This window comes from Algoriphagus sp. A40 (assembly GCF_002002735.1).
GTDB lineage: Bacteria > Bacteroidota > Bacteroidia > Cytophagales > Cyclobacteriaceae > Algoriphagus.
Genome location: NZ_MUNY01000078.1, coordinates 182466 through 204006, shown reverse-complemented (window position 1 = coordinate 204006; position 21541 = coordinate 182466). Strand labels below are relative to the sequence as shown.

Annotated in this window: 20 protein-coding genes; 13 read left to right on the top strand and 7 right to left on the bottom strand. The window is 44.1% G+C overall.

Annotated features, from left to right (window positions below; all coding sequences use genetic code 11):
• The first annotated feature begins 65 nt into the window (after positions 1-65).
• Positions 66-320 (top strand): type II toxin-antitoxin system Phd/YefM family antitoxin, encoded by a 255-nt coding sequence (locus B0E43_RS20815; RefSeq protein WP_077353310.1) that lies wholly within the window; start codon positions 66-68, stop codon positions 318-320.
• Positions 317-574 (top strand): Txe/YoeB family addiction module toxin, encoded by a 258-nt coding sequence (locus B0E43_RS20810; RefSeq protein WP_077353309.1) that lies wholly within the window; start codon positions 317-319, stop codon positions 572-574. The genes B0E43_RS20815 and B0E43_RS20810 overlap by 4 nt, the downstream gene beginning before the upstream one ends.
• 77 nt (positions 575-651) lie before the next feature.
• Here B0E43_RS20810 and xerD read toward each other — a convergent pair whose 3' ends face one another.
• The gene (gene xerD, locus B0E43_RS20805; RefSeq protein ID WP_077353308.1) at positions 652-1548 is read right to left on the bottom strand and encodes a site-specific tyrosine recombinase XerD; all 897 of its coding nucleotides are present in this window, start codon (positions 1546-1548) and stop codon (positions 652-654) included.
• A 176-nt stretch (positions 1549-1724) separates the two neighbouring features.
• Between xerD and B0E43_RS20800 the strand changes: the two genes are divergently transcribed.
• The 3 genes from B0E43_RS20800 to B0E43_RS20790 are packed head-to-tail and all read left to right on the top strand — an operon-like array spanning position 1725 to position 3306.
• Positions 1725-2207 carry an RNA polymerase sigma factor gene (locus B0E43_RS20800; protein ID WP_077353307.1) on the top strand — a complete coding sequence of 161 codons (483 nt, stop codon included), beginning with the start codon at positions 1725-1727 and terminating at the stop codon, positions 2205-2207.
• Positions 2204-2533, top strand: coding sequence for a hypothetical protein (locus B0E43_RS20795; protein WP_077353306.1), 330 nt, complete (start codon positions 2204-2206; stop codon positions 2531-2533). The genes B0E43_RS20800 and B0E43_RS20795 overlap by 4 nt, the downstream gene beginning before the upstream one ends.
• 35 nt (positions 2534-2568) lie before the next feature.
• On the top strand, positions 2569-3306 hold the full coding sequence (locus B0E43_RS20790; protein ID WP_077353305.1) for a Spy/CpxP family protein refolding chaperone: 738 nt from the start codon (positions 2569-2571) through the stop codon (positions 3304-3306).
• A gap of 291 nt (positions 3307-3597) precedes the next feature.
• On the opposite strand, the gene B0E43_RS20785 is transcribed toward B0E43_RS20790, so the two are convergent.
• A complete protein-coding gene (locus B0E43_RS20785) occupies positions 3598-5280 on the bottom strand; it encodes a DUF885 family protein (RefSeq protein WP_077353304.1) in 1683 nt (560 codons plus the stop codon).
• 228 nt (positions 5281-5508) lie between these two features.
• On the opposite strand from B0E43_RS20785, the gene B0E43_RS20780 reads away from it, so the two are divergent.
• Both B0E43_RS20780 and B0E43_RS20775 read left to right on the top strand, forming a co-directional pair.
• On the top strand, positions 5509-6396 hold the full coding sequence (locus B0E43_RS20780; protein WP_077353303.1) for an ABC transporter ATP-binding protein: 888 nt from the start codon (positions 5509-5511) through the stop codon (positions 6394-6396).
• Positions 6397-6406: 10 nt separating this feature from the next.
• Positions 6407-10051: a M1 family aminopeptidase gene (locus B0E43_RS20775; protein WP_077353302.1), complete on the top strand. Its 3645-nt coding sequence runs from the start codon at positions 6407-6409 to the stop codon at positions 10049-10051.
• Positions 10052-10140: 89 nt separating this feature from the next.
• Here the strand turns inward: B0E43_RS20775 and B0E43_RS20770 are convergent, their stop codons facing one another.
• The 3 genes from B0E43_RS20770 to B0E43_RS20760 all read right to left on the bottom strand — a co-directional run bounded on the left by B0E43_RS20770 (position 10141) and on the right by B0E43_RS20760 (position 12002).
• Entirely contained in the window at positions 10141-10365 is a 225-nt protein-coding gene (locus B0E43_RS20770) for a hypothetical protein (RefSeq protein WP_077353301.1), read from the bottom strand.
• Positions 10366-10382: 17 nt separating this feature from the next.
• Positions 10383-10931 (bottom strand): hypothetical protein, encoded by a 549-nt coding sequence (locus B0E43_RS20765; protein ID WP_077353300.1) that lies wholly within the window; start codon positions 10929-10931, stop codon positions 10383-10385.
• Positions 10932-11141: 210 nt separating this feature from the next.
• Positions 11142-12002: an AraC family transcriptional regulator gene (locus B0E43_RS20760; RefSeq protein WP_077353299.1), complete on the bottom strand. Its 861-nt coding sequence runs from the start codon at positions 12000-12002 to the stop codon at positions 11142-11144.
• 175 nt (positions 12003-12177) lie between these two features.
• Here B0E43_RS20760 and B0E43_RS20755 point away from each other — a divergent pair, with 175 nt between their 5' ends.
• From B0E43_RS20755 to B0E43_RS20740, 4 genes are all read left to right on the top strand, one after another.
• Positions 12178-13068, top strand: coding sequence for a dihydrodipicolinate synthase family protein (locus tag B0E43_RS20755; protein ID WP_077353298.1), 891 nt, complete (start codon positions 12178-12180; stop codon positions 13066-13068).
• A gap of 70 nt (positions 13069-13138) precedes the next feature.
• The gene (locus tag B0E43_RS20750) at positions 13139-14584 is read left to right on the top strand and encodes an aldehyde dehydrogenase (NADP(+)) (RefSeq protein ID WP_077353297.1); all 1446 of its coding nucleotides are present in this window, start codon (positions 13139-13141) and stop codon (positions 14582-14584) included.
• Between the two features lie 140 nt (positions 14585-14724).
• Positions 14725-15729 (top strand): 4-hydroxyproline epimerase, encoded by a 1005-nt coding sequence (locus B0E43_RS20745; RefSeq protein ID WP_077353296.1) that lies wholly within the window; start codon positions 14725-14727, stop codon positions 15727-15729.
• Between the two features lie 85 nt (positions 15730-15814).
• Positions 15815-17062 (top strand): FAD-binding oxidoreductase, encoded by a 1248-nt coding sequence (locus B0E43_RS20740; RefSeq protein ID WP_077353515.1) that lies wholly within the window; start codon positions 15815-15817, stop codon positions 17060-17062.
• 117 nt (positions 17063-17179) lie between these two features.
• Here the strand turns inward: B0E43_RS20740 and B0E43_RS20735 are convergent, their stop codons facing one another.
• Positions 17180-17710 (bottom strand): DinB family protein, encoded by a 531-nt coding sequence (locus B0E43_RS20735; RefSeq protein ID WP_077353295.1) that lies wholly within the window; start codon positions 17708-17710, stop codon positions 17180-17182.
• A 76-nt stretch (positions 17711-17786) separates the two neighbouring features.
• Between B0E43_RS20735 and gldD the strand changes: the two genes are divergently transcribed.
• Positions 17787-18362, top strand: coding sequence for a gliding motility lipoprotein GldD (gldD, locus tag B0E43_RS20730; RefSeq protein ID WP_077353294.1), 576 nt, complete (start codon positions 17787-17789; stop codon positions 18360-18362).
• A gap of 137 nt (positions 18363-18499) precedes the next feature.
• Here gldD and B0E43_RS20725 read toward each other — a convergent pair whose 3' ends face one another.
• Complete coding sequence (locus B0E43_RS20725; RefSeq protein ID WP_077353293.1) at positions 18500-20275, bottom strand: sodium:solute symporter family protein; 1776 nt, start codon at positions 20273-20275, stop codon at positions 18500-18502.
• A gap of 166 nt (positions 20276-20441) precedes the next feature.
• Between B0E43_RS20725 and B0E43_RS20720 the strand changes: the two genes are divergently transcribed.
• Positions 20442-21512 carry a phosphotransferase enzyme family protein gene (locus B0E43_RS20720; RefSeq protein WP_077353292.1) on the top strand — a complete coding sequence of 357 codons (1071 nt, stop codon included), beginning with the start codon at positions 20442-20444 and terminating at the stop codon, positions 21510-21512.
• The last annotated feature ends 29 nt before the right edge of the window (positions 21513-21541 follow it).

Below are 21541 nucleotides of genomic sequence, written 5' to 3'. Positions count from 1 at the left end.
TAGACTTTTAGATTTTCCTTTTTACATTAATATGTACATATATTTGTACATAAATAACAAAACTCATGATTACGACCACATTGTCTGATTTCAGGAACGACATCAAAAAATATTTTGATCGTGTCACTCAAAACTTTGAAACGCTCATCATAAATCGTGGAAAAGACAATGGCGTGGTCATCATGTCTTTAGCAGAATACAATTCCCTTCAAGCCACCCAACACGAATTATCTTCTCGTGAAAATGAAAAAAGATTAGACTCCGCAATTGAAAAACTAAAATCCGGTAAATCATTTACCAAAGATCTGATTGAGGAATGAAGTTGATTTTTGTGGATGAGTCTTGGGAGGACTATCTTTTTTGGCAAAAAACCGACAGGAAAAAACTAAAGCGAATCAATGATTTATTGAAGGATATTTCAAGAAATCCATTTGACGGAATCGGCAAACCTGAGCCTCTTAAGCATAAATATTCTGGATTTTGGTCTAGGAGAATTGACGAGGAGCACCGACTCATTTACCAAGTCAAAGGGGATGAGATTTTGATTGCTAAATGTAGATTTCATTACGATTAGGCAAAAACTTTTATTCGACCATGTGCATTTCGTGTTTTTAAAAATCCGAAATCCAATTTCCGAAATCCGAAATCAAATCATTTCCTCGGATGAAAATCTGTCAGCACCTGCCTTAAATAATCTCGATCCAAATGGGTGTAAATCTCCGTTGTAGTGATGCTTTCATGACCAAGCATTTCCTGCACAGCTCTCAGATCCGCTCCCCCTTCGATCAGGTGTGTTGCAAAGGAATGCCGGAAAGTATGCGGACTAATATTTTTTTTAATCCCGGCTTGCTCAGCCGTCTTTTTGATAATCAGGAAAATCATTACCCGTGTAAGTTTCTGTCCCCGACGGTTTAGGAAAACAAACTCTTCATGGCCTTTGGTTGGCGTCTGATGCACTCGAACTTGCTCCTGATAGATCTTGAGGTACTTCAGTGCATCTTTTCCGATCGGAACCAGTCGCTCCTTGTTTCCTTTTCCCACAATCTTCAGAAAGCCAATTTCCGAGAAGATTTGGCTCTTTTTCAGCTCGGTCAATTCAGATACCCGAAGTCCGGAACTGTAAAGCATTTCCAGCATGGCCCGGTTGCGATGGCCTTCGGTTTCTCCAAGCGGAATCGCTTCCAGCAGTTTTTCGATTTCCTGAAAGCTGAGCGTGTCCGGAAGTTTCCGCCCAAGCTTTGGCGCTTCGAGTAGTTGGGCCGGATCCTCTTTGATCTTGTCCTCATACATCAAAAAGCGATAAAAAGCTTTGATTCCCGAAATAATCCGGGCTTGTGAAAAAGCCGAAATCTCCAACTTGGCCAAGGCATTGACAAAACGGCGAAGGTGCTCCAATTCCATTTCCAAGGGGCCTTTCCCGGAAAATTCGGCTGCGGCAAAAGCAGCAAGCTTTTCAACGTCTCTGGTGTAAGCTTCGATAGAATTTTCACTAAGAGAACGCTCCAGCTTCAGATGGTGTCGGAATTGGCGGATTAGTTGGGGCCACATAGTAGTCTAAATCAACTCTCCAAGGGTTTCAAAACCCTTGGAGAGTTGGGATCATATTTGTAAGGTTGTAAAGTTGTAAGGTTACTGCAACCTTACAACCTTGTTACCTCACAACTTTCCAACTTTTTTTAATCCTTGTCATATAAATCCTCAGACAATCCGATTAAGTAGTGTAAATGAACCGAACCCAACTCGAAACTTTACTTCGACAGCACCACCGAGAGGCTTACTTATGGGCTCGTCAGTGCTGTGGATTTGATGGAGAATTGGCAAAAGACGTCGTCCAGCAGGTTTATTTGAAAGTTTTGGAAGGAAAGGCAAAGCTGAAAGACGGGCAGTTTCCCAAAACCTGGCTTTTTTCGATCATCCGATTTACAGCGATTGATGAATTGCGAAAAGCCGGAAAGTGGAGCAGTCTTGAAAGTGAGGCAGAGTTGGTCTGGGAGGATGCAGAAGCAGAGGAAGACAACTATGAAAGACTTGTCAGGAGGCTACCAAAAATGCAGCAGGAAGTCATGCTGATGGTCTTTTACCATGACATGACCCTTGACCAAACCGCCGAAGTGATGCAATTGCACATTGGCACAGTGAGAACCCACTACGATCGCGGAAAGAAAAGACTCAAGGAATGGATCGAAAAAACGAGAGTAGAAAAATGAAACGACACGAAGAAGATCAAGAGATACAGGCCTTTTTCCAAGCAATGATCGAAAAAGACCTGGAAATTCAGGAACCTGATTTTCCTGAATTCAAAAAATCAAAATCCATCAATTGGTGGATTCCGATGGGAATTGCCGCATCAATGGTCACAGGATTTTTCCTTTTCGGAGAAAAAGAAACTCCTGCGCCTCCTACCCCGATAGACGAGGTGGTGATCATCACCTTGGAACAAGGTCCCGATCAGGAGATGCAATTCAGCATCGAGCATACCAACGAGATGGACATGTGGGAATCTCCAACTGCCTCCCTCCTCACTGAATACTAGCTAAACCAACTATTCCAATTCAAAAATCCAGAACTATGAAAAAAATACTCTTTATCTACCTGTTTTGCTTGGCCGGATTTGCCCATGGGCAACAGGAAAAAGCATATGTGACAATAGCTGATCCAAACATCTTCAAAGATAAAATCTACACGACCACAAATCTGATGGAAGTGAAAGATGACATCGAGCTGACTGACGCACAAGTGGCCAAGATCAAAAAACTGCACGCGGACAATTCCGGGTCCTTTTCTACGCTAAAATGGGATTTGGATGATGCCACGGCTAAGCTTAAAAAGATACTGGATCAGCCCAAAATCGATCTAGCGGCAGCTTCCAAACAAATGGACGAAGTCCTCAGGCTGGAAAACCAGATGAAAAAGACGCAGCTCAACACCATGGTTTCGATCAAAAACGAGCTGACTCCCGAGCAAATCAGCAAACTGGAAGAACGCAAGGTTTATAAAATTGCAACAGCGTCCTCAATCTCTGGCAACCAAGTCCAAGTGATTTCAGGCACAGGTACTGCCTCAGTCAATGGTTTATCGATCGCATCTTCTCCAAAGATCGCTGTGAGTGTAGCTGGGAATGGAGAGCAACCACTTTACTATATCGAAACCAAATCCGGATTAAAAAAAGTAGTCTCCTTTGAATCTATAAACCCCGATGACATCGAAAGCATGTCAGTTTTCAAAGGAGAACAAGCCATTGAAAAATATGGAAAAGCAGGAGAAAACGGAGTGATCGTGATCAAATTGAAGAACACCCCGGATTGAATCTAATCCTATGAGATACAATAAGGGAGGCGAAAGCTTCCCTTTTTTATTAAGATTTTTTATTCCGGAACTCCCTCCAAGATTTCCAGGAATAATAATATACCAACTAAAAAATCCCCACAATAAATGCCAATTGAACTCCTACAAAAAGTAAATACCCAATAGTTTCTAAGTAATTCATAAAATCAAAATTTGAAAAAAGATAAAACTAATTTTTCATTTCATATGCCTGATGGTTCCAAAATTTAACTCCTCCAAGGGAATGGTCCCCTTGGAGGAGTGACCCCAATTTCAATCCAAAAACCTCCAGCTTGCCTTATGGTTTTTGTCCAAAGGTTTACCGGTAACCTTGGACCTCAGAATCTCGATCGGCATGGCGTTTTGGGTCATGATCAGGTCGTGAAATTCCTTCTCAGGCATTTTGCCGGAGTCGACCATTTCTTTTCTCATCGAATAGATCTCCAAAGCTCCGATCATGTATGCGATTTGATAGAGTGGCCCATAGCTTCCCTCAAATGAACGGCGTACTTCCGCTTCGGCATTGGCATATTCGTGACCTACTTTATCAACCAGTAGATCGATGCATTCCTGCGGAGTCATTTTGCCCAAGTGATAATTCAGTGAGAAAATGATTCTTGCACAGCGGTGCATTCTCCAAAAAAGCATCCCCACTTTGTCTTTGGCATCTCTTGGGAAATTCCGATCCCAAAGCACAAACTCCCAATAAAGCGCCCAGCCTTCGGTCCAAAACGGAGTACCAAACATACGTCGGTGCGTCATGTAGCGCTGGTTCATAAACTGCTGCAAATGGTGGCCTGGGATCAACTCATGCTGGACTGTCGCACGGGAAAAGTGTGGGTTGTTGCCTCGCATGGACATCATTTTTTCCTCATGGCTCATTTCAGAAGTCGGATAAGAAATTTGAATCACTTCTCCTCCTAGGAAAAATGGACTTACCCGCTGTCTTTCGGCCGAAATCATGGTCGTTCTCCAGGTTTCTTTTGCCAAGGATGGAACAGTGATCCAGTCATTCTTTTCCATAATTTCGATCGCTTCCTCCCCCAATCTGGCCACTTCCTCCGGCCAGGCACCAGCAGGCAGGTAAGTGTTTTTCACCATTTCCAAAGCCGCCTTCCAGTCATCTCCGAAACCGAGTTCATTGGAAGCTTCCAACATTTCCTTTTCGCACCAGGCGAACTGCTTTTCTGCTTCGACAATCAACTCTTCCGGAGAATAGGCGATCATTTCGAAGGCAAGCTGCTTTTCCAATGCTTCTCTTCCGATCGGTTTTCCGATGATCCCGCTGCCGTCGTCTTTCACTGAGTTAGTGTAGTGCTCACGCAATCCTTTGGCATAAGCCTTCATGTTTTCGTCCAGTTTTTTCCAAGGCTCAGGCATCCACCAGGTAAATTCCGGATCGTAATCAAAGTAAAAATCATAAGCTTCTTTTGTCGCTTTGCTTAGGCTTTCGACGGCTGAAGCAGCAAGATCTGCCTTCTGCCAGCTGTCGTATTTTGGGGAATTGGCCAAGGATTTAAGTTGAGCATCCACAGATTTTGCAACCTGATTCCAGCTGGCTGCCAATTCCTGTGAATTGGGCTGTTTGGCTCGCCTGCGGGCAATGACGAATTCCTCTAAGAGTTTTCCGAAAGCAACAACCGACTGCACTTCCGTGAACGCTCTTTTGTCTAGGTCCAAAGTGGCCAGCTCCTTTTCAAGGTAATTGCGAAAAAGGACATAGTCGATTTTTCCGTCCTCAGACAATGCTCCATAATTCTGGGCTTGCAAAGAAGAAAGATAATCCTTGTTGAAGGACTCCATTCGAGTGAAATACTCTGTGGAAAGTCGGTTGGTGTAAATTCGGGACAAAGCTCCGCGATCCGCCTGATAGGCTTGGATCATGGATACCAGCTCAGTGGCTTTGGCTAAACCGGCCGAACAAATCAACAAAAGGAAAAGAATAAGTTTTTTCATAGGTGGGGTAGGTTGGCAATACGGAATCTTAGTTAGAGATTTTTTTCTAAAAGCCTGTGACCACCTGAGGAAATTCTGCTTCCAAAACTCATCACCTGCAATTATCCTTTTTTAAGAAATACCTTTTAAATCAAATGCTTATATTCAAAAAGATAAAATTTGGAAATACGCATTTTTCCCGAAATAAACCTCTAGAAGCCCCAATCTAATACACTTCAACCCACGTCCATGGAATTGATCATAAACAACCTCTCCAAAACCTACTCCAACGGAGTAAAAGCACTCAACAACATATCGCTCACAGTTCCTCAAGGCATGTTTGGCCTGCTAGGACCCAATGGCGCAGGTAAATCCACCCTGATGCGAACTATCGCTACACTTCAGGATGCTGACTTTGGCACGATCATGCTCGACGGAATTGATGTCTTGAAAGACAAACAAGCTGTCCGGGAAAGACTCGGTTATTTGCCGCAGGATTTTGGATTGTATCCGAGGATCAGTGCCGAGACCATGCTGGATCATATCGCCCAGATGAAAGGAATCGGAAATAAAACTGAGCGAAAAGATCTGGTTGCGTCGCTTTTGCAGAAAGTAAACCTCTTCAAAGACCGGAAAAAAGGACTGGGAACCTTCTCCGGAGGGATGCGACAGCGTTTTGGAATTGCCCAAGCACTGGTGGGGAATCCTTCCTTGATCATCGTAGATGAACCCACAGCCGGTCTGGATCCATCTGAGCGAAACCGCTTTTACAATCTCCTGTCTGAAATCGGAGAAAATACGATTGTGATCCTATCGACCCACATCGTCGAGGATGTGAACACGCTTTGCTCCAATATGGCCATCATTTGTTTTGGAGAAGTGCTGATGCAGGGCAAACCAAAAGAAGGCCTAGCCATGGTGCAGGGAAAAATCTTCCGCAAGGTCATTGACAAATCGGAACTGGACCAATACCGCAAGGATTTCCATGTGATCTCTACCAAGTTGATCGAGGGAAGACTCAGCTTGAGAATCGAAAGCGAAGAGGCTCCCGGCAATGGTTTTGAGGCAGTCCCAGCAGATCTAGAGGATGTTTATTTCAGTTTTATTTCCAGAAAAGTAGATCCTATAACCATTTAAGCACCGCGCAATGTTTAAGGATATCTTTCTTTTCGAGCTGAAATACAGGTTTGGCCGTCCGGCGACTTGGATTTACTTCGCCCTGCTGCTTGTAGTAGCCCTTCTTTTAATCGGATTTGGGAATACTCCTGCCTCCGAAAAAGTCTATCACAACTCCCCGATCGTCATTGCCAACCTTTTGGTTTTGGTTTCACTGTTCGGGATTTTGATTGCCTCAGCAGTCATGGGAGTTCCGCTTTACCGTGATTTGGAGCATAAAACGGGCACTTTCCTTTTCAGCTACCCGATTTCCAAGTTTGGCTATTTCATGGGCAGGTTTTGGGGTTCCTTCGTGGCACTGCTCTTTATTTCACTGGGTGCACTGATTGGTATTTATCTGGGAAGTTTGCTGGGACCGCTTTTCGGAACGGATGCTGAGCGATATGGCCCCAATTCCCTGATCAATTACCTGCATCCCTGGCTGACTTTGGTGGTGCCCAACCTTTGGCTGGCAGGGTCTATATTCTTTGCCCTAATCATTTTCACACGGAATATCCGCTCAATCTATTCAGGAGGAATTGTGATTTTTATTGGGTATTTGTTGTCCAATTTTCTTGCTCAGGATATTGAAAACAAGGATTTGGTTCAGCTTATTGATCCATTTGCCTTAAATTCATTTGACCTTCAGACCCGCTACCTCACCCCTTTTGAGCAAAACAGTTTTCTCCTTTCGGTAACGGGAAACCTCCTGCTCAACAGGATTATTTGGGTGACAGTCGGAATTATCTTCTTCATTGCATCGTATTTCAGATTCAGTTTCACCTATTTTTTCCAAACCAGTCAAAAGAAACTCAAGGAGAAAAAAGATTCTGAACCTGCTCCAGTTGGCCTTTTGAAGCGCTTGGTTCCGGATTTTTCTTCGGATTACCAGTGGAGAAGCTTCATCACATTGACCAAAATCGAAATTCAAAATGTCTTGAAAGATGTGTATTTCCGGTCGATTTTGTTGGGTGGAATGATCTTTCTCGTATTGGATTTTTGGATCGGAAACACCATTTACAGCGTTTCAAATTTCCCCTCCACCTCCTTCCTGATGGAATATAAAGGGTACGATTACCTGATTTTTGTGTTCATCATTTTGGTGTTTTTCACCGGAGAGGCACTTCACCGGGACAAATCGACTGGATATTCCGTGATCAATGACACGTTTCCAGTCAAAGACGGAGTGGTAATCGCTTCCAAGTTTTTCGGGATGGGATTCATTTGTCTGGTTTTGACCTCACTGCCAATTGTAGTTGGGCTTTTGATCCAAACACTTAAAGGCTATTTCGATTACGATTTACCAGTTTATCTGATCGACAGCTACCTGATCTCTCTTCCGGACTTTCTGCAGATGGTGATGCTGGTTTTTGCAGTTCATCTGGTGGTCAACAACAAATTTGCCGGACATGCCGCCGCGATTGGAATTTGGCTGGTGATGATCATCTTGAGGGACTTTGCAGATTACAATTTCAACCTGTTCTTCTTCAGCTACAAACCCAGCTACACCTGGAGCGATATGAATGGACTCGGGCACTTTGCCGAAGCCCTGATCTGGTTCAACATTTACTGGACAGCTTGGGGAATTTTTCTGGTGCTGTTTTTCAGCATATTCTTCAGCAGGGGTACAGAGGATTCCTGGAAAAGTCGTCTGAAAACTGCCAAATCCAGGTTGAGTGATCCTGCTCCAAAGCTTTCCTTTGCGTTATTGATTCTGGCACTCCTTTCCGGAGGTTATATCTACCAACAAGTTGTGTATGAAAACGGCTACCTGACATCGGATGAAGGCGATGAACGTTTGGTAGCTTACGAGGAGCAATTGAAAAAATACGAGCGGATACCCCAGCCCAAAATCACCAAGGTCAACATCAAAGCCGACCTTTTTCCAATGGAAAGGGAGGCCCACTTTGAAGCAAAGATCCAATTGGTAAATAAAACAGACAGTCCAGTTGATTCGATTCATTTCAACAGCACTGATTTGAGCGATTTCAAAGTCGTACTTGACGGGGACACGCTTCCCTACCGTTTTCCATTAACATACAAGCCTCGAAAGTTTCAGGTTCTTGGGAAAAAGCCTGAACGGGAATGGTATAAAATCACCGCCTTGCCGCAGCCCATGATGCCTGGGGATACCCTCGAATTGGTTATCGTAAGTCAAAAAAACTTTAAGGGATTTCCAAATTCCGGCTTTGGAAGGGATATTGTCTACAACGGGACTTTCTATAGCGGTGGTATTCCTGAAATTGGCTACAGTGAAGGCGCCGAAATGTCAAGCGATGAGGACCGAAAGAAATATGGACTCCCTCCCAAGCCGGAAGATTATCCGGAGCATCGGGATCCCTATGGAGAGAGAACCTTGCTGTTTTCCGATGATGCTGATTTCATCCGGTTTGAAGCGGTGGTGAGTACGATTCCTTCTCAGATTGCGGTGGCACCGGGATATTTGCAAAAGGAATGGGAAGAAAATGGACGGCGTTATTTCCATTACATCCAAGACACCCCGATTCAGTCCTTTTTCACGTTTGTGTCTGCGGAATATGAGGTTTTGAAAGGTGAGGCGGCATTGCCAGACGGACGTAAAGTGAATCTCGAAATCTTTCACGATGAAAAGCACCAATATAACCTGGATCGATTCCTTGGAGCTTACCAGGATGGAATCACCTATTTCTCTGAAACCTATGGGGATTTCCAATTCCGCCAAATGAGATTACTGGAATTCCCCAGATATTCCACCTTTGCACAATCCTTTCCCAACACCGTCCCATTTGCTGAAAGTTTTGGATGGGTGGCAGATTTCAAAGATCCGGATGACTTTGACTACGTCTACTATGTGACCGCGCATGAGTTGGCACACCAGTGGTGGGGGCATCAGATTACCCCAAATTATACCCGTGGATCCAATTTGATTTCTGAAGCATTGGCAGAATATTCCGCTCTGATCCTTACCCAAAGAAGATACGGGAAAGACAACATGAAGCGGTTTCTCAAAGAGGAATTGGACAATTACCTTTCCGGCCGATCCACTGAAGGAAAAAAGGAAAACACCTTCATCAACTGTAACCGGGCTTATCAATGGTATTACAAAGGCAGCTTGATCCTATATGGACTTCAGGATCTCATCGGCCAAGACGCGATGGATTCTGCATTGCGGGCCTTCAATCGGGAATTTGGCTTGAAGGAAACTCCACCCTTCCCTGGAAGTTATGATCTATACCGACATCTCGAAGCTGTAACTCCTGACAGTCTCAAGTATTACTTGGACGATACCTGGAACAAAATCACCCTCTATGACAACAAAGCTGAGGAGGTGCAGGCCAATCGGATCACCGATGGTGAATATGAAATCACCCTGAAAGTGAAATCTCAAAAGCTCTACGCCGATGAAACCGGGAAAGAAGAAAATGCACAGTATGAGGCCGATTTTATTGATATCGGAGTTTTCGCAGCAGAGGATAAAGATGAAAACGGACGAACCCGGGTTAATCCTCTTTATATCCAAAAGCATAAAATCAAGCCCGGAGAGTCCACGATTACATTCAAAGTCAAAGGTGAACCCGTAAAAGCGGGAATCGATCCGTACAATAAATTGATTGACCGATTACCAGATGACAATACGATTTCAGTTACAATCCAATAAAAAGAGCCCCTCGGGGCTCTTTTTGAATATCCTCAGAACATTAGATCAAAAAAATAAAGAGCCGGATCCGAAAATCCGACTCTTACACTTTATCCTATTTTTTTGCCGTTATTCTTCAAAATCGCGACCAGTATAAGGATAAATACTGCGGCACCACCTGCTACGATAAGCCAGGTTTGCTCGTACCAAACCGGTTCAGGATTGAGATCAATTTTGATGTCAAGATCTTTGTCCTGTGCCAAAACTGAATTAATCAGTGCCAACCCGGAAAATAGTGCAGTGGCTAAAAAGCCAAAAGTCTTAGAAGCTTTCATTTTGGGATCGGTAGAAATTATTTAAATCTGATATTATAGGTCATTGCAAGACCGATACTCTGGATATCAATGGTGGTCTCAGGCCTAACAATATGATTGTAGTAAGCAAAAACGTTCCATGTGTAATTGTGGTAACCTAACATCGGTCTCACATAGCCACCGCCTTTATTTTCTGAAGTAACGCCCGAGAGAAAAGTATAGCCTATATCAGTCCCCACAAATATACCCTCGGGTTTTGGATAGTACCGGAGCATCAAACCCAAGGGAATGGCTCCAAAGCCATCATTCATTCCCTGAAATTCAGGGGTATCGGACTTCTCAAAATATTTGGAATACCCAGTGGCAATACCAACACCAAAATTGTTGGTTCTTAAAAACTGGGCGGCAACATCCAACCCAAATACAAATGAGGAATGATCAGCCACAGGACCTGAGGGTGCCGCGATCAGTGCACCTACTTTCAACCAGGAATTGGTTTGATTGATATCCTCAAGATTTCGTTCTGTTTGCGCAACAGCGTTTAAACTTAAAAGCAGAGCAAAAGAGGCGAAGTAAATTTTTTTCATGATTTCTATTGATTTCTATCTAGGAATCCAAACCGAGTGCCTTGATTCAAAAAACCTTTTTTCGCAGAGGAAAAGTCCTGAAAAACACTCAATACTAGTTAGTTGGATAGATTTTATGGAAAATTTTAAAAAAACAATAATCCTCAACCTGCTTCCTGAAAGGGTACACTTTTCCCCAAAAAGGGGAGCTGGAAGTAAAAATAGCTTCCTCTATTTTCGGAATTCCCGGGGTGACTTGCCCAGGATGGCTTTGAATGAGCGGTTGAAATAGGATAAATTTTCAAATCCCACCTTGAACGCAATCTCAGAAATCCCAAGATCTGTTTCCTCAAGCAGCTTTTGGGCTTCATTGATCCGGAGCTGAAGGACATATTGTGTGAAAGTCTTCCGGGTCCGAAGTTTAAAAAAACGGCAAAAAGCCTCCTTACTTAGATTTGCCTTTTCGGCAGTTTCTTCAAGCGTGATCTGTCCAAAGCGGTTTTCCAGCAAAAATTGCATCACTTGATCCATCCTTTTACCATCCCGTTCCGAAAGGCCCCGCATCAGAGTCGGACGATTTAGAGCAAGGAGATTTTCACCTGAGCGGTCCAAAATGGACAACAGCTTTATTGCTAACTGAAACCGGATCAAGCCAGAACTTCCGGGGAAATCCTCAAAAATCTCCAAAATTTCGTTTTTGCTTTCTCCAAAAATCTGAAAGCACGAGCCCGTGAAATCCTTGAATTTGCGGAGAGACTGCAAATCCTCCAATTCGCCAAGAGCCTTGCCCAAAACTGCGAAATCAAAAAAAATCGTATTCCCGGAGGAATTCAGTTCACTTTCCACCTCAAAATATTCCGGATCACTCCGAAAGACATGCGGGGCATTTTCACCCAGAAAGTATACATCTCCTGCCTGAAACCTTCCCACAAAATCCCCGCTGAAAAATTGCCCTTTTCCCTCCAAAATCACTGTCAACTGCAACTGGGGATGCTGGTGAAGCTTGTCGTAAAAATGCCTTCCCCGGTCCTCCTGAAATCGGACAAACTCCTGCTGGGATTTTGGAATCTGGAAGGAAATAACTTTTGCCATGGATCAAAACTAGTATCAAATTATATAATAATAAAAGCTAAAATTTTATAAATGATCAATATAGTATCAATATGTATTAATCCTGTGAAAGATTACCAAAGTAGTCTCTCTTAATTTTGAATCAATAATCATTACTTAAATCCTCAGTCTTCTCTGTGGTTAAATTCAAAAAACTATGAATTGGAAAGGCGTATTCCCGGCTGTTACAACCAAATTTCACGCAGACGGAAGTCTGGACATGGATCTTTTCTTCAAAAATCTGGATTTCCAGTTGGAATCCGGAGTCCACGGAATCATCCTTGGCGGCACGTTGGGTGAAAGCTCAGTATTGTCGCAGGAAGAGAAAATCACCCTCACTGCGGAGACTGTAAAATACATCAAGGGCAAAGTACCTGTGATACTCAATATCGCTGAAGGAGCTACTCAGGATGCACTTTTCTGGGCTAAGAAAGCAGAAGAATTGGGTGCTTCCGGCCTCATGATCTTGCCTCCGATGCGCTATGCCGCAGACGCTAGAGAGGTGGTGACTTACTTCAAAACTGTCGCCAACTCCACCAAACTTCCAATGATGATCTACAACAATCCGGTGGATTACAAGACTTTGGTGACCTTGGATATGTTTGCCGAGCTCGCTGAATGTCCGAATATCCAAGCCGTAAAAGAATCTACCCGAGATATTTCCAACGTCACACGAATGATCAACCGCTTCGGCGATCGGTTTCAGATCCTATGTGGAGTTGATACTTTGGCAATGGAAGAATTGCTGATGGGCGCTGTAGGATGGGTAGCCGGACTGGTTTGTGCTTTTCCAAAGGAAACTGTGACGATCTACAACCTGGTCCAGAAAGGTGAAAATGAAAAAGCTCGGGAAATCTACCGTTGGTTTTTGCCATTGTTGGAACTGGACATTCATCCTAAACTCGTCCAATACATCAAGCTTGCCGAGCAGCATTGTGGCATCGGTTCAGAGCACGTACGAGCCCCAAGATTAACCTTGATCGGGGAAGAAAGAGAAAGAATCGAAGGAATCATTACCGAAGGCTTGGCAAAAAGACCGAAATTGTGAGGAAGACGGAAGAACACTTCGGTCTCCAATCTAATTTTCCAATCTTTCAATTTTCCAATCTTTAAATCTGATGAACTTCGACCCAATCTTCACCGCCGCTCAAGAAGCCTTTCTTTTCTATAAAAATGTACCCGGAAAAGAAAAGGGGGCGTTTTTAGAAACCTTGGCGGAAATACTTGAATCCAATCGCGCTGAGATTGTGCCTTTGGCTGTCAAAGAATCAAACCTCCCTGAGGGCCGGATCAATGGAGAATTAGGCAGAACAACGGGTCAGATCCGGCTTTTTGCCAACATGGTCAAAGAAGGAAGTTGGGTAGAAGCTACAATTGATCCCGCTGATCCAAGTCGGACACCACTTCCAAAAGCGGATATCCGTAGATTTCTGACTCCCCTTGGTCCTGTAATCGTATTTGGTGCAAGCAATTTTCCCCTCGCATTTTCTACAGCAGGCGGAGATACCATTTCAGCATTGGCTGCTGGTTGTCCGGTAATTTATAAGGCACACCCTGCCCATCCTGAAACTTCCAAAAAAGTAGCGGATTGCATCCATCAGGCGATTTTGAAGGCTGGTTTTCCATCTGCCCTTTTCACGCATATTGAAGGCGGAATCGCCGAAGGGCAAGCTTTGGTGAAGCATCCGATTGCAAAAGCTGTGGCATTTACAGGTTCGCATGTAGGAGGCAAGGCACTTTTCGACTTGGCCAATCAGCGTGAAGAACCGATTCCGGTTTATGCAGAAATGGGTTCTGTAAACCCTATTTTCACTTTCCCGAAAAAACTGGAAAAGGAAAATGATGCCTTGGCTAAGGCATTTATCGCTTCCCTCACTTTGGGAGTTGGCCAGTTTTGTACCAACCCGGGTTTGATTTTCGTCCCAGAGGCACAGGCAAAAGAATTTGAAAAAGCCATCACTACCGAGCTTAATGATATCGCCTCTGCTCCGATGCTACATCCGGGAATAGCCCAGGCCTATTACGATTCGATCCAATATTTTCAATCAAGAGAGGAACTTCGTTGGGTGAAAGTTGCTGACCCTAAGCACCTGATCAACGGGAGCACTGCACTGGCTGAAATCAAAGCTTCCAGTTGGCTCAAAGATCCGGTTTTCCAAAAAGAAGTATTCGGAGCCTTTGCCATGATGGTTGTTTACCAAAGCCAGGATGAACTTCTGGAAATCACCAAAAAACTCCATGGCCAACTGACCATCACGGTTTGGGCTGATGCTGAGGAACTTCAAAATCAGCTTTTCCTTCTCAACCTTTTGGAAGAAAAATGTGGCCGTTTGCTCTTTAAAGGCGTACCGACCGGAGTTGAAGTCGGATTTGCGATGCAGCATGGCGGACCTTATCCCTCCACCACCTCAGCCCATGGCACCTCTGTTGGAGCCCATGCAATTAAGCGTTTTGCAAGGCCGATTGCCTTTCAGGATATGCCGCAGGATTTGCTTCCAGATGCTTTGCGGGATGATAATCCGCTTGGGATTTGGAGATTGGTTAACGGCGGATTTACGAAGTAAGAACTTGGATTTTTGATTTACGAATTACGATTTACGAGCAGATGATAAAAAGTGACGCTAATTCCCAATACATAGTTTTCGCTAAAACTTTCCAACCTTAAAACTCAATCTTCCAATTTTAGAATCTTTCAATCTCTTCAATGCCCTCACGTCACACGTTTAGCTGTATCGATGCCCATACCTGCGGTAACCCCGTCCGGGTCGTTTCAGGCGGAGTCCCATTTCTGAAAGGCAACAACATGCTGGAAAAACGCCAGTACTTTCTGGAAAATCTGGACTGGATCCGCACCGGATTGATGTTTGAACCCCGTGGCCATGACATGATGTCTGGCTCCATGCTTTTCCCTCCACACGACCCTGAAAACGACTTCGCGGTACTCTTCATCGAGACTTCGGGCTGTCTTCCCATGTGTGGACACGGGACTATCGGCACAATCACCATTGCCATCGAAGAAGGCTTGATTCATCCGAAAACGCCCGGCTTTCTGAGAATGGAAGCACCAGCCGGACTCGTACTTATTGAGTACAAGCAGGAGGGAAAAAAGGTCAAATCTGTCAAACTGACCAATGTGAAAAGCTTTCTGGCGGCTGAAAATCTGGAAATCGAAATCGAAGAACTTGGCAAATTGAGAGTAGATGTAGCCTATGGTGGAAATTTCTACTGCATTGTCGATCCACAGGAAAATTTCCCCGGTATTGAGAATTACAAAGCGGAGCAATTGATCTCGATGGCAAGAAATCTTCGCCAAAAAATGAACGAGAAATACGAGTTTGTTCATCCTGAACACGATAAGATTCGAGGACTTTCGCATGTTCTTTGGACCGGAAAAACTCTGGATCCAACCAGCACAGCGCGAAATGCAGTTTTCTATGGCGACAAAGCTATTGATCGCTCGCCTTGCGGGACTGGCACCTCAGCCCGAATGGCTCAATGGTTTGCCAAAGGCTGGCTGAAACCGGGTGATGAATTTGTCCACGAAAGCTTCATCGGCTCCAAGTTTATTGGCCGAATCGAGGAAGTAACCGAAATCGCCGGCAAGCCCGCCATCATTCCGAGTATCGAAGGCTGGGCAAAAGTTTTTGGATACAACACCATCATCCTGGACGACGATGACCCATACGTCCATGGATTCCAAGTGATTTGAAAGAGGCAAGATTCAAGAGCCAAGAACCAAGATGGTTTCCAGGCTCAATTTCTTGTCTCTTGGTTCTTTGTTCTTGCTTCTAATAATGAAACCAACTCTCATCATCGGCGGTGGAATCGTCGGTTTGTTTTCAGCCTACTTTCTCAACAAAGAAGGAATCGAAGTTACGGTCATTGACCGAACGGACCTTCGGGAGAATTGCTCCACCGGCAATGCCGGAATGATTGTGCCCAGCCACATCATCCCATTGGCCGCTCCGGGGATGATCAGTAAGGGAATTTCCTGGATGTTTTCTTCCAAAAGTCCCTTTTATATTCATCCTCGCCTAGATATGAAACTGGCCAAGTGGTGTTTTCTTTTCTTCAGAGCCGCCAACGAAACCCAGGTCAAAAAAGCAATCCCTTTCTTAAAAAATCTCAGTCTACTCAGTAAAGCACTCTATCTGGATTTTAAAGTCGAACATCCGGAGGCAGCTTTGGCCTTGCAGGAAAAAGGGTTGATGATGGCCTACCAGACTGAATCTGTAGAAAAGGAAGAAATTGAATTTGCCCACTTGGCAAGGAAATATGGACTGGAAGCCGATATTCTTTCACCTGCCGATATCCGAAAGGTGGAACCCAACCTCGAGCTCAAAGCCCGTGGAGCGGTACTTTTTCCAGGTGACGCGCATTTGGATCCGGGTGCTTTATATGGATTTTTGAAAAAACACCTTGCGGAAAAAGGGGTGAAATTCCTCACCAATTCTCAGGTTTTGGATTTTGAAAAATCAAATTCAAAGGTTCAAGCCGTTATCACTGATCAGGGTAAAATCGAGACAGATAAAATCTTGCTCTGCGGAGGTTCTTGGTCAGGCGAATTAGCAGAAATGCTGGGTTTTTCCCTTCCCATGATGGGAGGAAAAGGATACTCTTTTCTGCAAGAAAACAATCCCGAAATCAAGCAAGCCACCATTTTGACCGAGCAAAAAGTAGCTGTAAGTCCGTATGGAGGAACCATCCGATTCGGCGGCACGATGGAGATAGCCGGAACTGACCAAACCATCAACAAAAATCGAGTGAAGGGAATCTTTGAATCCATCAACCGATACTATCCTGACTTTAAAGCCAAGTTTCCCGAGGAGAGCAAGATTTGGAAAGGTCTCCGCCCCTGCTCTCCGGACGGTTTGCCCTATATCGGTTTTGCACCCGGACATGAAAATGTCCTGGTTGGCAGCGGCCATTCGATGATGGGGATTTCCCTGGCACCTGCCACCGGAAAAATCCTGGCTGAACTTCATCTACAAAAAGACACTTCGATCGAAATCCAAGGCTTCGAAGTGGGCAGATATTCTTAAAATTTTGGATTGGGTCAACTAAACGAAAGGCAGCGGGGAGTCCCGCTGTTTTTTTTTACCAAAAACAATGGGCAACGGAATCAACTCCATTGCCCAATTTCAAAATTTCAGTTCGGATTAAAAGCCCACAAAAGCAGGAGGCTCAACTCCATTGGCACGGAGGTAAGCGATGGCAGAACCTCTGTGATGGGTGCTGTGGTCGATTAGAAGCGCCTCGATTTGTCTCCGGCTCACTGTACTTCCAAAGACTTCGATTTTTTCAGCAGCATCTGCATCACTCAGAGCCTTGACGCTAGCAGCGCCGTAGTCATACGCTTCAGCAACAAATTTAGCCAAATCAGCTCTTGAAGCGGTCTTTACATCCAGTTCCGGGCCATTTGCCGCACCTTTAAGATAGCCTTGGGAAATGCCCACAATGGCCATCCCGATGTGGTGAATTTGTTCCTTGAAGGTCATTGCTCCCGGGTCTGTCCTGTAATCCATGCCTGAATCCGGCATTTTTGCCAATACATCCAAGGTGAACTTTTTGCTGTTTTCCCATTTGGCCAGAAATTCCTCTTTGGTCGTTTGGGCTTGGACCATACTGGCGAAAAGCATCAATGTCACAGAAAAAAAAGCTGCGAAGGTAAGTTTAATTGTCTTTTTCATGGGTAAGTGATTTTGGTTTGTGGTTAAAGTTCCATTATTCCGAATTCAATTCAAATGGAAAGTCTAATTTTGATCCATGAAGAACTTGTTGGCTTTGCCTCTGATCCTGATCGGTTTGACAGCTTGTGAAAACACCTGGCTCCCCAAGCCTACCGGCTACAACAAAATTGACCTCCCCAATCACTCCTTCGAAAAACTCTCCGGAGACTATCCTTATGAGCTGGATTTTTCAGCAGCCAGCCAGGTTGAGCCCGATTCCTTTAACCTGGCGGAAAAAGCTTGGATCAATCTGAATTACAAAGATTTTGGAGCGAAAGTACACCTGACCTACAAAAAAATCGGCGAAGGAAATGCCGAGTTTGAGACCTTATCCAATGACGCCTTTAAGCTCACAGCCAAGCATCAAATCAAGGCATATGGGATAGAAGAAGGAGTTTTAATCACTCCAAATGGATATACCGCAGTAGTGGCTGAACTTTCGGGTGAAGTCCCAACCCAATTCCAATTTTTTGTGACGGATTCTACCCACCACTTTCTTCGTGGCGCTTTGTATTTCAACACAGCAATGAAAAACGACTCATTGGCACCGGTTATTGAATACATCAAAATCGACATGACTCACTTAATGAACTCGGTGAAGTTTATAGACTGAGACCTTGCGAAATTACTTTTAGGGAAATCAAGCCCATTTCCCGGAAAAGAAAAAATCCTGCTCCAAATTGAATCGGGGCAGGATTTTAATTTTTTAGAGAATAAAACCGAAGTGATTATTTCTCAGCTATTTTCCAATCAATGAAGATTTTTCCAAGATTTGATAATAATGCCTCCGCCTAGGAGCGCAATCACTGCCGCAATGGTCCCTCCAACCACATTACCATAGATATAGAACCCCGTGGAAAAAAGTGCTGCATATACCATTACTGTACCTACCAACATCAGTCCGATTTCTTTTGGCAATTGACCTTGTTCCTGCTTTTCAGCCGGATATCTGTCAAGAACCTTCTTCCACCCATAAGCAGCAGGGGTTACTTTTCTATAAAAAGAAAGCAGCACCTCGTCTTTTTCAGGCTTGGTTAGGAACGTAACCAATAGCCAGCCCACAGTGGTGATAGAAACGGAGTAAACCAATTTCAAATACATCTGATTTTCAGGTATTGCGATCCAACCCACCTTTGGGTTGATCACTTCAAAGAAAATAGCAACCACAAAAGAAATAGCCATTGCGGAAATCTCTGTGTAAGCGTTTATTCTCCACCAAAACCAGCGAAGGATGAAGATCATACCTGTTCCCGCACCGATTTGAAGCAAAATATTAAATGCATCCAAAGCCGAAGAAAGGGCCAATGCCAAAATAGCTGACAATACCATCAAACCTACAGTTGAGATTCTACCTACTGCTACTAATTGCTTGTCTGTTGCTTCTGGCTTTACAAATCTCAGGTAAAAGTCATTGACAATGTAGCTGGATCCCCAGTTGAGGTGAGTGGAAAGTGTGGACATCACCGCTGCAATCAATGATGCTAAAACAATACCGACCATCCCTGTGGGAAGAAAACTTAACATCGCTGGATAGGCCAGATCATCACCAATCTTATCCGCCGGAATGTGAGGAAATGCGACTTGCAGGTCAGCTATTGTCGGGAAAACCACCAAAGAAGCCAAAGCAACAATGATCCATGGCCAAGGTCTCAGCGCATAGTGTGCAATGTTGAAAAACAAGGTAGCACCGATGGCATTTTTCTCATCTTTCGCAGAAAGCATCCGCTGTGCGATGTATCCACCTCCTCCAGGCTCGGCGCCCGGATACCAAGTAGCCCACCACTGGATAGCGATTGGCATAAGGAAAAGTGGAATATACATATTTGGATTACTGAAATCCGGCATAAAATCGAGCTTAGTGGCAACCACCTCATGAGATAGAAGTTGACTCAAAGAACCGATTTCCGGAAGGTCAAGGATATAATAGGCAGCTCCGAAGGACCCAATCATCGCAATAAAAAACTGGAAGAAGTCTGTCAACAAAACTCCTTTCAATCCGCCAAAGGAACTGTACACTACCGTCACAATGGAGGCAATCAACAGGGTCTGGACAGGGGAAAGTCCCAACATCACCCCGCCGATTTTAATGGCAGCGAGGGAAACAGTCGCCATAATCACCACATTGAAAAACACACCCAAATAAATTGCACGGAAGGCTCTTAGAAAAGCGGCTCCTTTGCCGGAATAGCGCATTTCATAAAACTCCAAGTCGGTTGTGGCTTCAGATCTTCTCCAAAGCTTGGCATATACAAACACGGTTAACATCCCTGTAAGAAGAAATGCCCACCATGCCCAGTTGCCGGCAACACCGTTTTTTCGAACAATGTCGGTCACCAAGTTTGGAGTGTCCGCCGAAAACGTGGTTGCTACCATGGATACCCCGAGTAGCCACCAGGGCATATTTCGACCAGAAAGGAAAAACTCTTTAGCTGAACTGCCCGCTGTTTTTGCAGAGAATAGTCCAATCACAAGAGAGATAACAAAGAAGGCTGCAATGATGCCCCAATCTAAGGCAGTTACATTCATAGGGTTTGGCTTTAAACTGGCGTACAATTAACGAAATTTTTTCTTAATGGGGTAAAGTCTTTTTTAATATTTTTGAAAAATATGGACGAAAATAGCGTTCCTTTTTCATTTTACTTTTCAAGCAATCAAAATCAGCAAATTTTCTTTTCTTCCCTATTTTCGCATAATGAATTCTGAACTGACCACAACTCTCTCCCGATTTTATTCAATCCTTGAAAATCAGCCAATTACTATCAATCCATTGGGCGAAGGATTGATTCATGAGACTTTATTGGTGGAAAACGGTACAAATAAATGGGTACTTCAGGGATTTAATGAGGCTGTTTTTAATTTCCCTGAGCGGATAGATCATAATCTTTCCTTATTGAGTGAGCATTCCAAAACTCATGCGTTACCATTTTTGCTACCATTACCTATACTCAACCACCAAGGAAATGGGCTAACTGAAATAGATGGGAGAAAATACCGCCTTTTCGATTTTGTCAAAGGGAAGACCCTCCAGCAAATCGAAAATCCCAATCAAGCATACATCGCTGCGCATGCATACGGTGATTTTGCCAGCTGGAGCAGGGATATCAGTGGGGAAAAAATGTTTGAAACTATCCCCAATTTCCACCGGCTTGACCTCCGATACCAGAAGCTTAAAGAAGTTAGCCATGAAATCACTTCTCTTTCAATTGAAGAAATTGAAATCCTTAACTTCTACCTCAATCAATTTCCCCTTATCGAATGGTATCTGGATCAATTGACCAAGCTTTCCATGAGGATCACTCACAACGATACCAAAATCAATAACCTGATTTTCTCTGAGGATTTGTCCAAAGTGGAAGCCTTGATTGATCTGGATACACTGATGGGAGGATTTCTGATGTATGACTTCGGAGATTTGGTCCGCACTGTGGCCTGCAGTTTGCCGGAAACCTCAACCAACTGGGAGGAAATCTGCGTTCTTCCCGGGATTTTCGAAGAATTGCTCAAGGGTTACTGGGAAGGTGTGAAGGAAATTGCTTCACCTGAAGAAACCAAATCCATTCTGTTTGGCGGGGAAATCATGACACTGATTATGGGACTTCGCTTTTTTACCGACCATCTTCAGGGAAATATTTACTACCGGGTCAGCTATCCTGAACAAAACTTCCACCGGGCGAAAAATCAGATGATTTTACTCCAAAGCCAGCAGGAAAATAGAGAAAAGTTAAAGGGGATTTGGGAAATGGTCACTGAATTCAAATTTTGAAAACAGACAATTGATTTCAAACCTTTGGG

What these genes read in the sequence shown, in the direction of transcription:
- B0E43_RS20725 (WP_077353293.1), bottom strand. Translation starts at nt 20,275, where the DNA reads ATGAATGTAACTGCCTTAGATTGGGGCATCATTGCAGCCTTCTTTGTT.
- B0E43_RS20720 (WP_077353292.1), top strand. Translation starts at nt 20,442, where the DNA reads ATGAATTCTGAACTGACCACAACTCTCTCCCGATTTTATTCAATCCTT.
- B0E43_RS20810 (WP_077353309.1), top strand. Translation starts at nt 317, where the DNA reads ATGAAGTTGATTTTTGTGGATGAGTCTTGGGAGGACTATCTTTTTTGG.
- B0E43_RS20790 (WP_077353305.1), top strand. Translation starts at nt 2,569, where the DNA reads ATGAAAAAAATACTCTTTATCTACCTGTTTTGCTTGGCCGGATTTGCC.
- gldD (WP_077353294.1), top strand. Translation starts at nt 17,787, where the DNA reads ATGAAGAACTTGTTGGCTTTGCCTCTGATCCTGATCGGTTTGACAGCT.
- B0E43_RS20755 (WP_077353298.1), top strand. Translation starts at nt 12,178, where the DNA reads ATGAATTGGAAAGGCGTATTCCCGGCTGTTACAACCAAATTTCACGCA.
- B0E43_RS20735 (WP_077353295.1), bottom strand. Translation starts at nt 17,710, where the DNA reads ATGAAAAAGACAATTAAACTTACCTTCGCAGCTTTTTTTTCTGTGACA.
- B0E43_RS20750 (WP_077353297.1), top strand. Translation starts at nt 13,139, where the DNA reads ATGAACTTCGACCCAATCTTCACCGCCGCTCAAGAAGCCTTTCTTTTC.
- B0E43_RS20785 (WP_077353304.1), bottom strand. Translation starts at nt 5,280, where the DNA reads ATGAAAAAACTTATTCTTTTCCTTTTGTTGATTTGTTCGGCCGGTTTA.
- B0E43_RS20745 (WP_077353296.1), top strand. Translation starts at nt 14,725, where the DNA reads ATGCCCTCACGTCACACGTTTAGCTGTATCGATGCCCATACCTGCGGT.
- B0E43_RS20775 (WP_077353302.1), top strand. Translation starts at nt 6,407, where the DNA reads ATGTTTAAGGATATCTTTCTTTTCGAGCTGAAATACAGGTTTGGCCGT.
- B0E43_RS20815 (WP_077353310.1), top strand. Translation starts at nt 66, where the DNA reads ATGATTACGACCACATTGTCTGATTTCAGGAACGACATCAAAAAATAT.
- B0E43_RS20760 (WP_077353299.1), bottom strand. Translation starts at nt 12,002, where the DNA reads ATGGCAAAAGTTATTTCCTTCCAGATTCCAAAATCCCAGCAGGAGTTT.
- B0E43_RS20800 (WP_077353307.1), top strand. Translation starts at nt 1,725, where the DNA reads ATGAACCGAACCCAACTCGAAACTTTACTTCGACAGCACCACCGAGAG.
- B0E43_RS20780 (WP_077353303.1), top strand. Translation starts at nt 5,509, where the DNA reads ATGGAATTGATCATAAACAACCTCTCCAAAACCTACTCCAACGGAGTA.
- xerD (WP_077353308.1), bottom strand. Translation starts at nt 1,548, where the DNA reads ATGTGGCCCCAACTAATCCGCCAATTCCGACACCATCTGAAGCTGGAG.
- B0E43_RS20795 (WP_077353306.1), top strand. Translation starts at nt 2,204, where the DNA reads ATGAAACGACACGAAGAAGATCAAGAGATACAGGCCTTTTTCCAAGCA.
- B0E43_RS20740 (WP_077353515.1), top strand. Translation starts at nt 15,815, where the DNA reads ATGAAACCAACTCTCATCATCGGCGGTGGAATCGTCGGTTTGTTTTCA.
- B0E43_RS20770 (WP_077353301.1), bottom strand. Translation starts at nt 10,365, where the DNA reads ATGAAAGCTTCTAAGACTTTTGGCTTTTTAGCCACTGCACTATTTTCC.
- B0E43_RS20765 (WP_077353300.1), bottom strand. Translation starts at nt 10,931, where the DNA reads ATGAAAAAAATTTACTTCGCCTCTTTTGCTCTGCTTTTAAGTTTAAAC.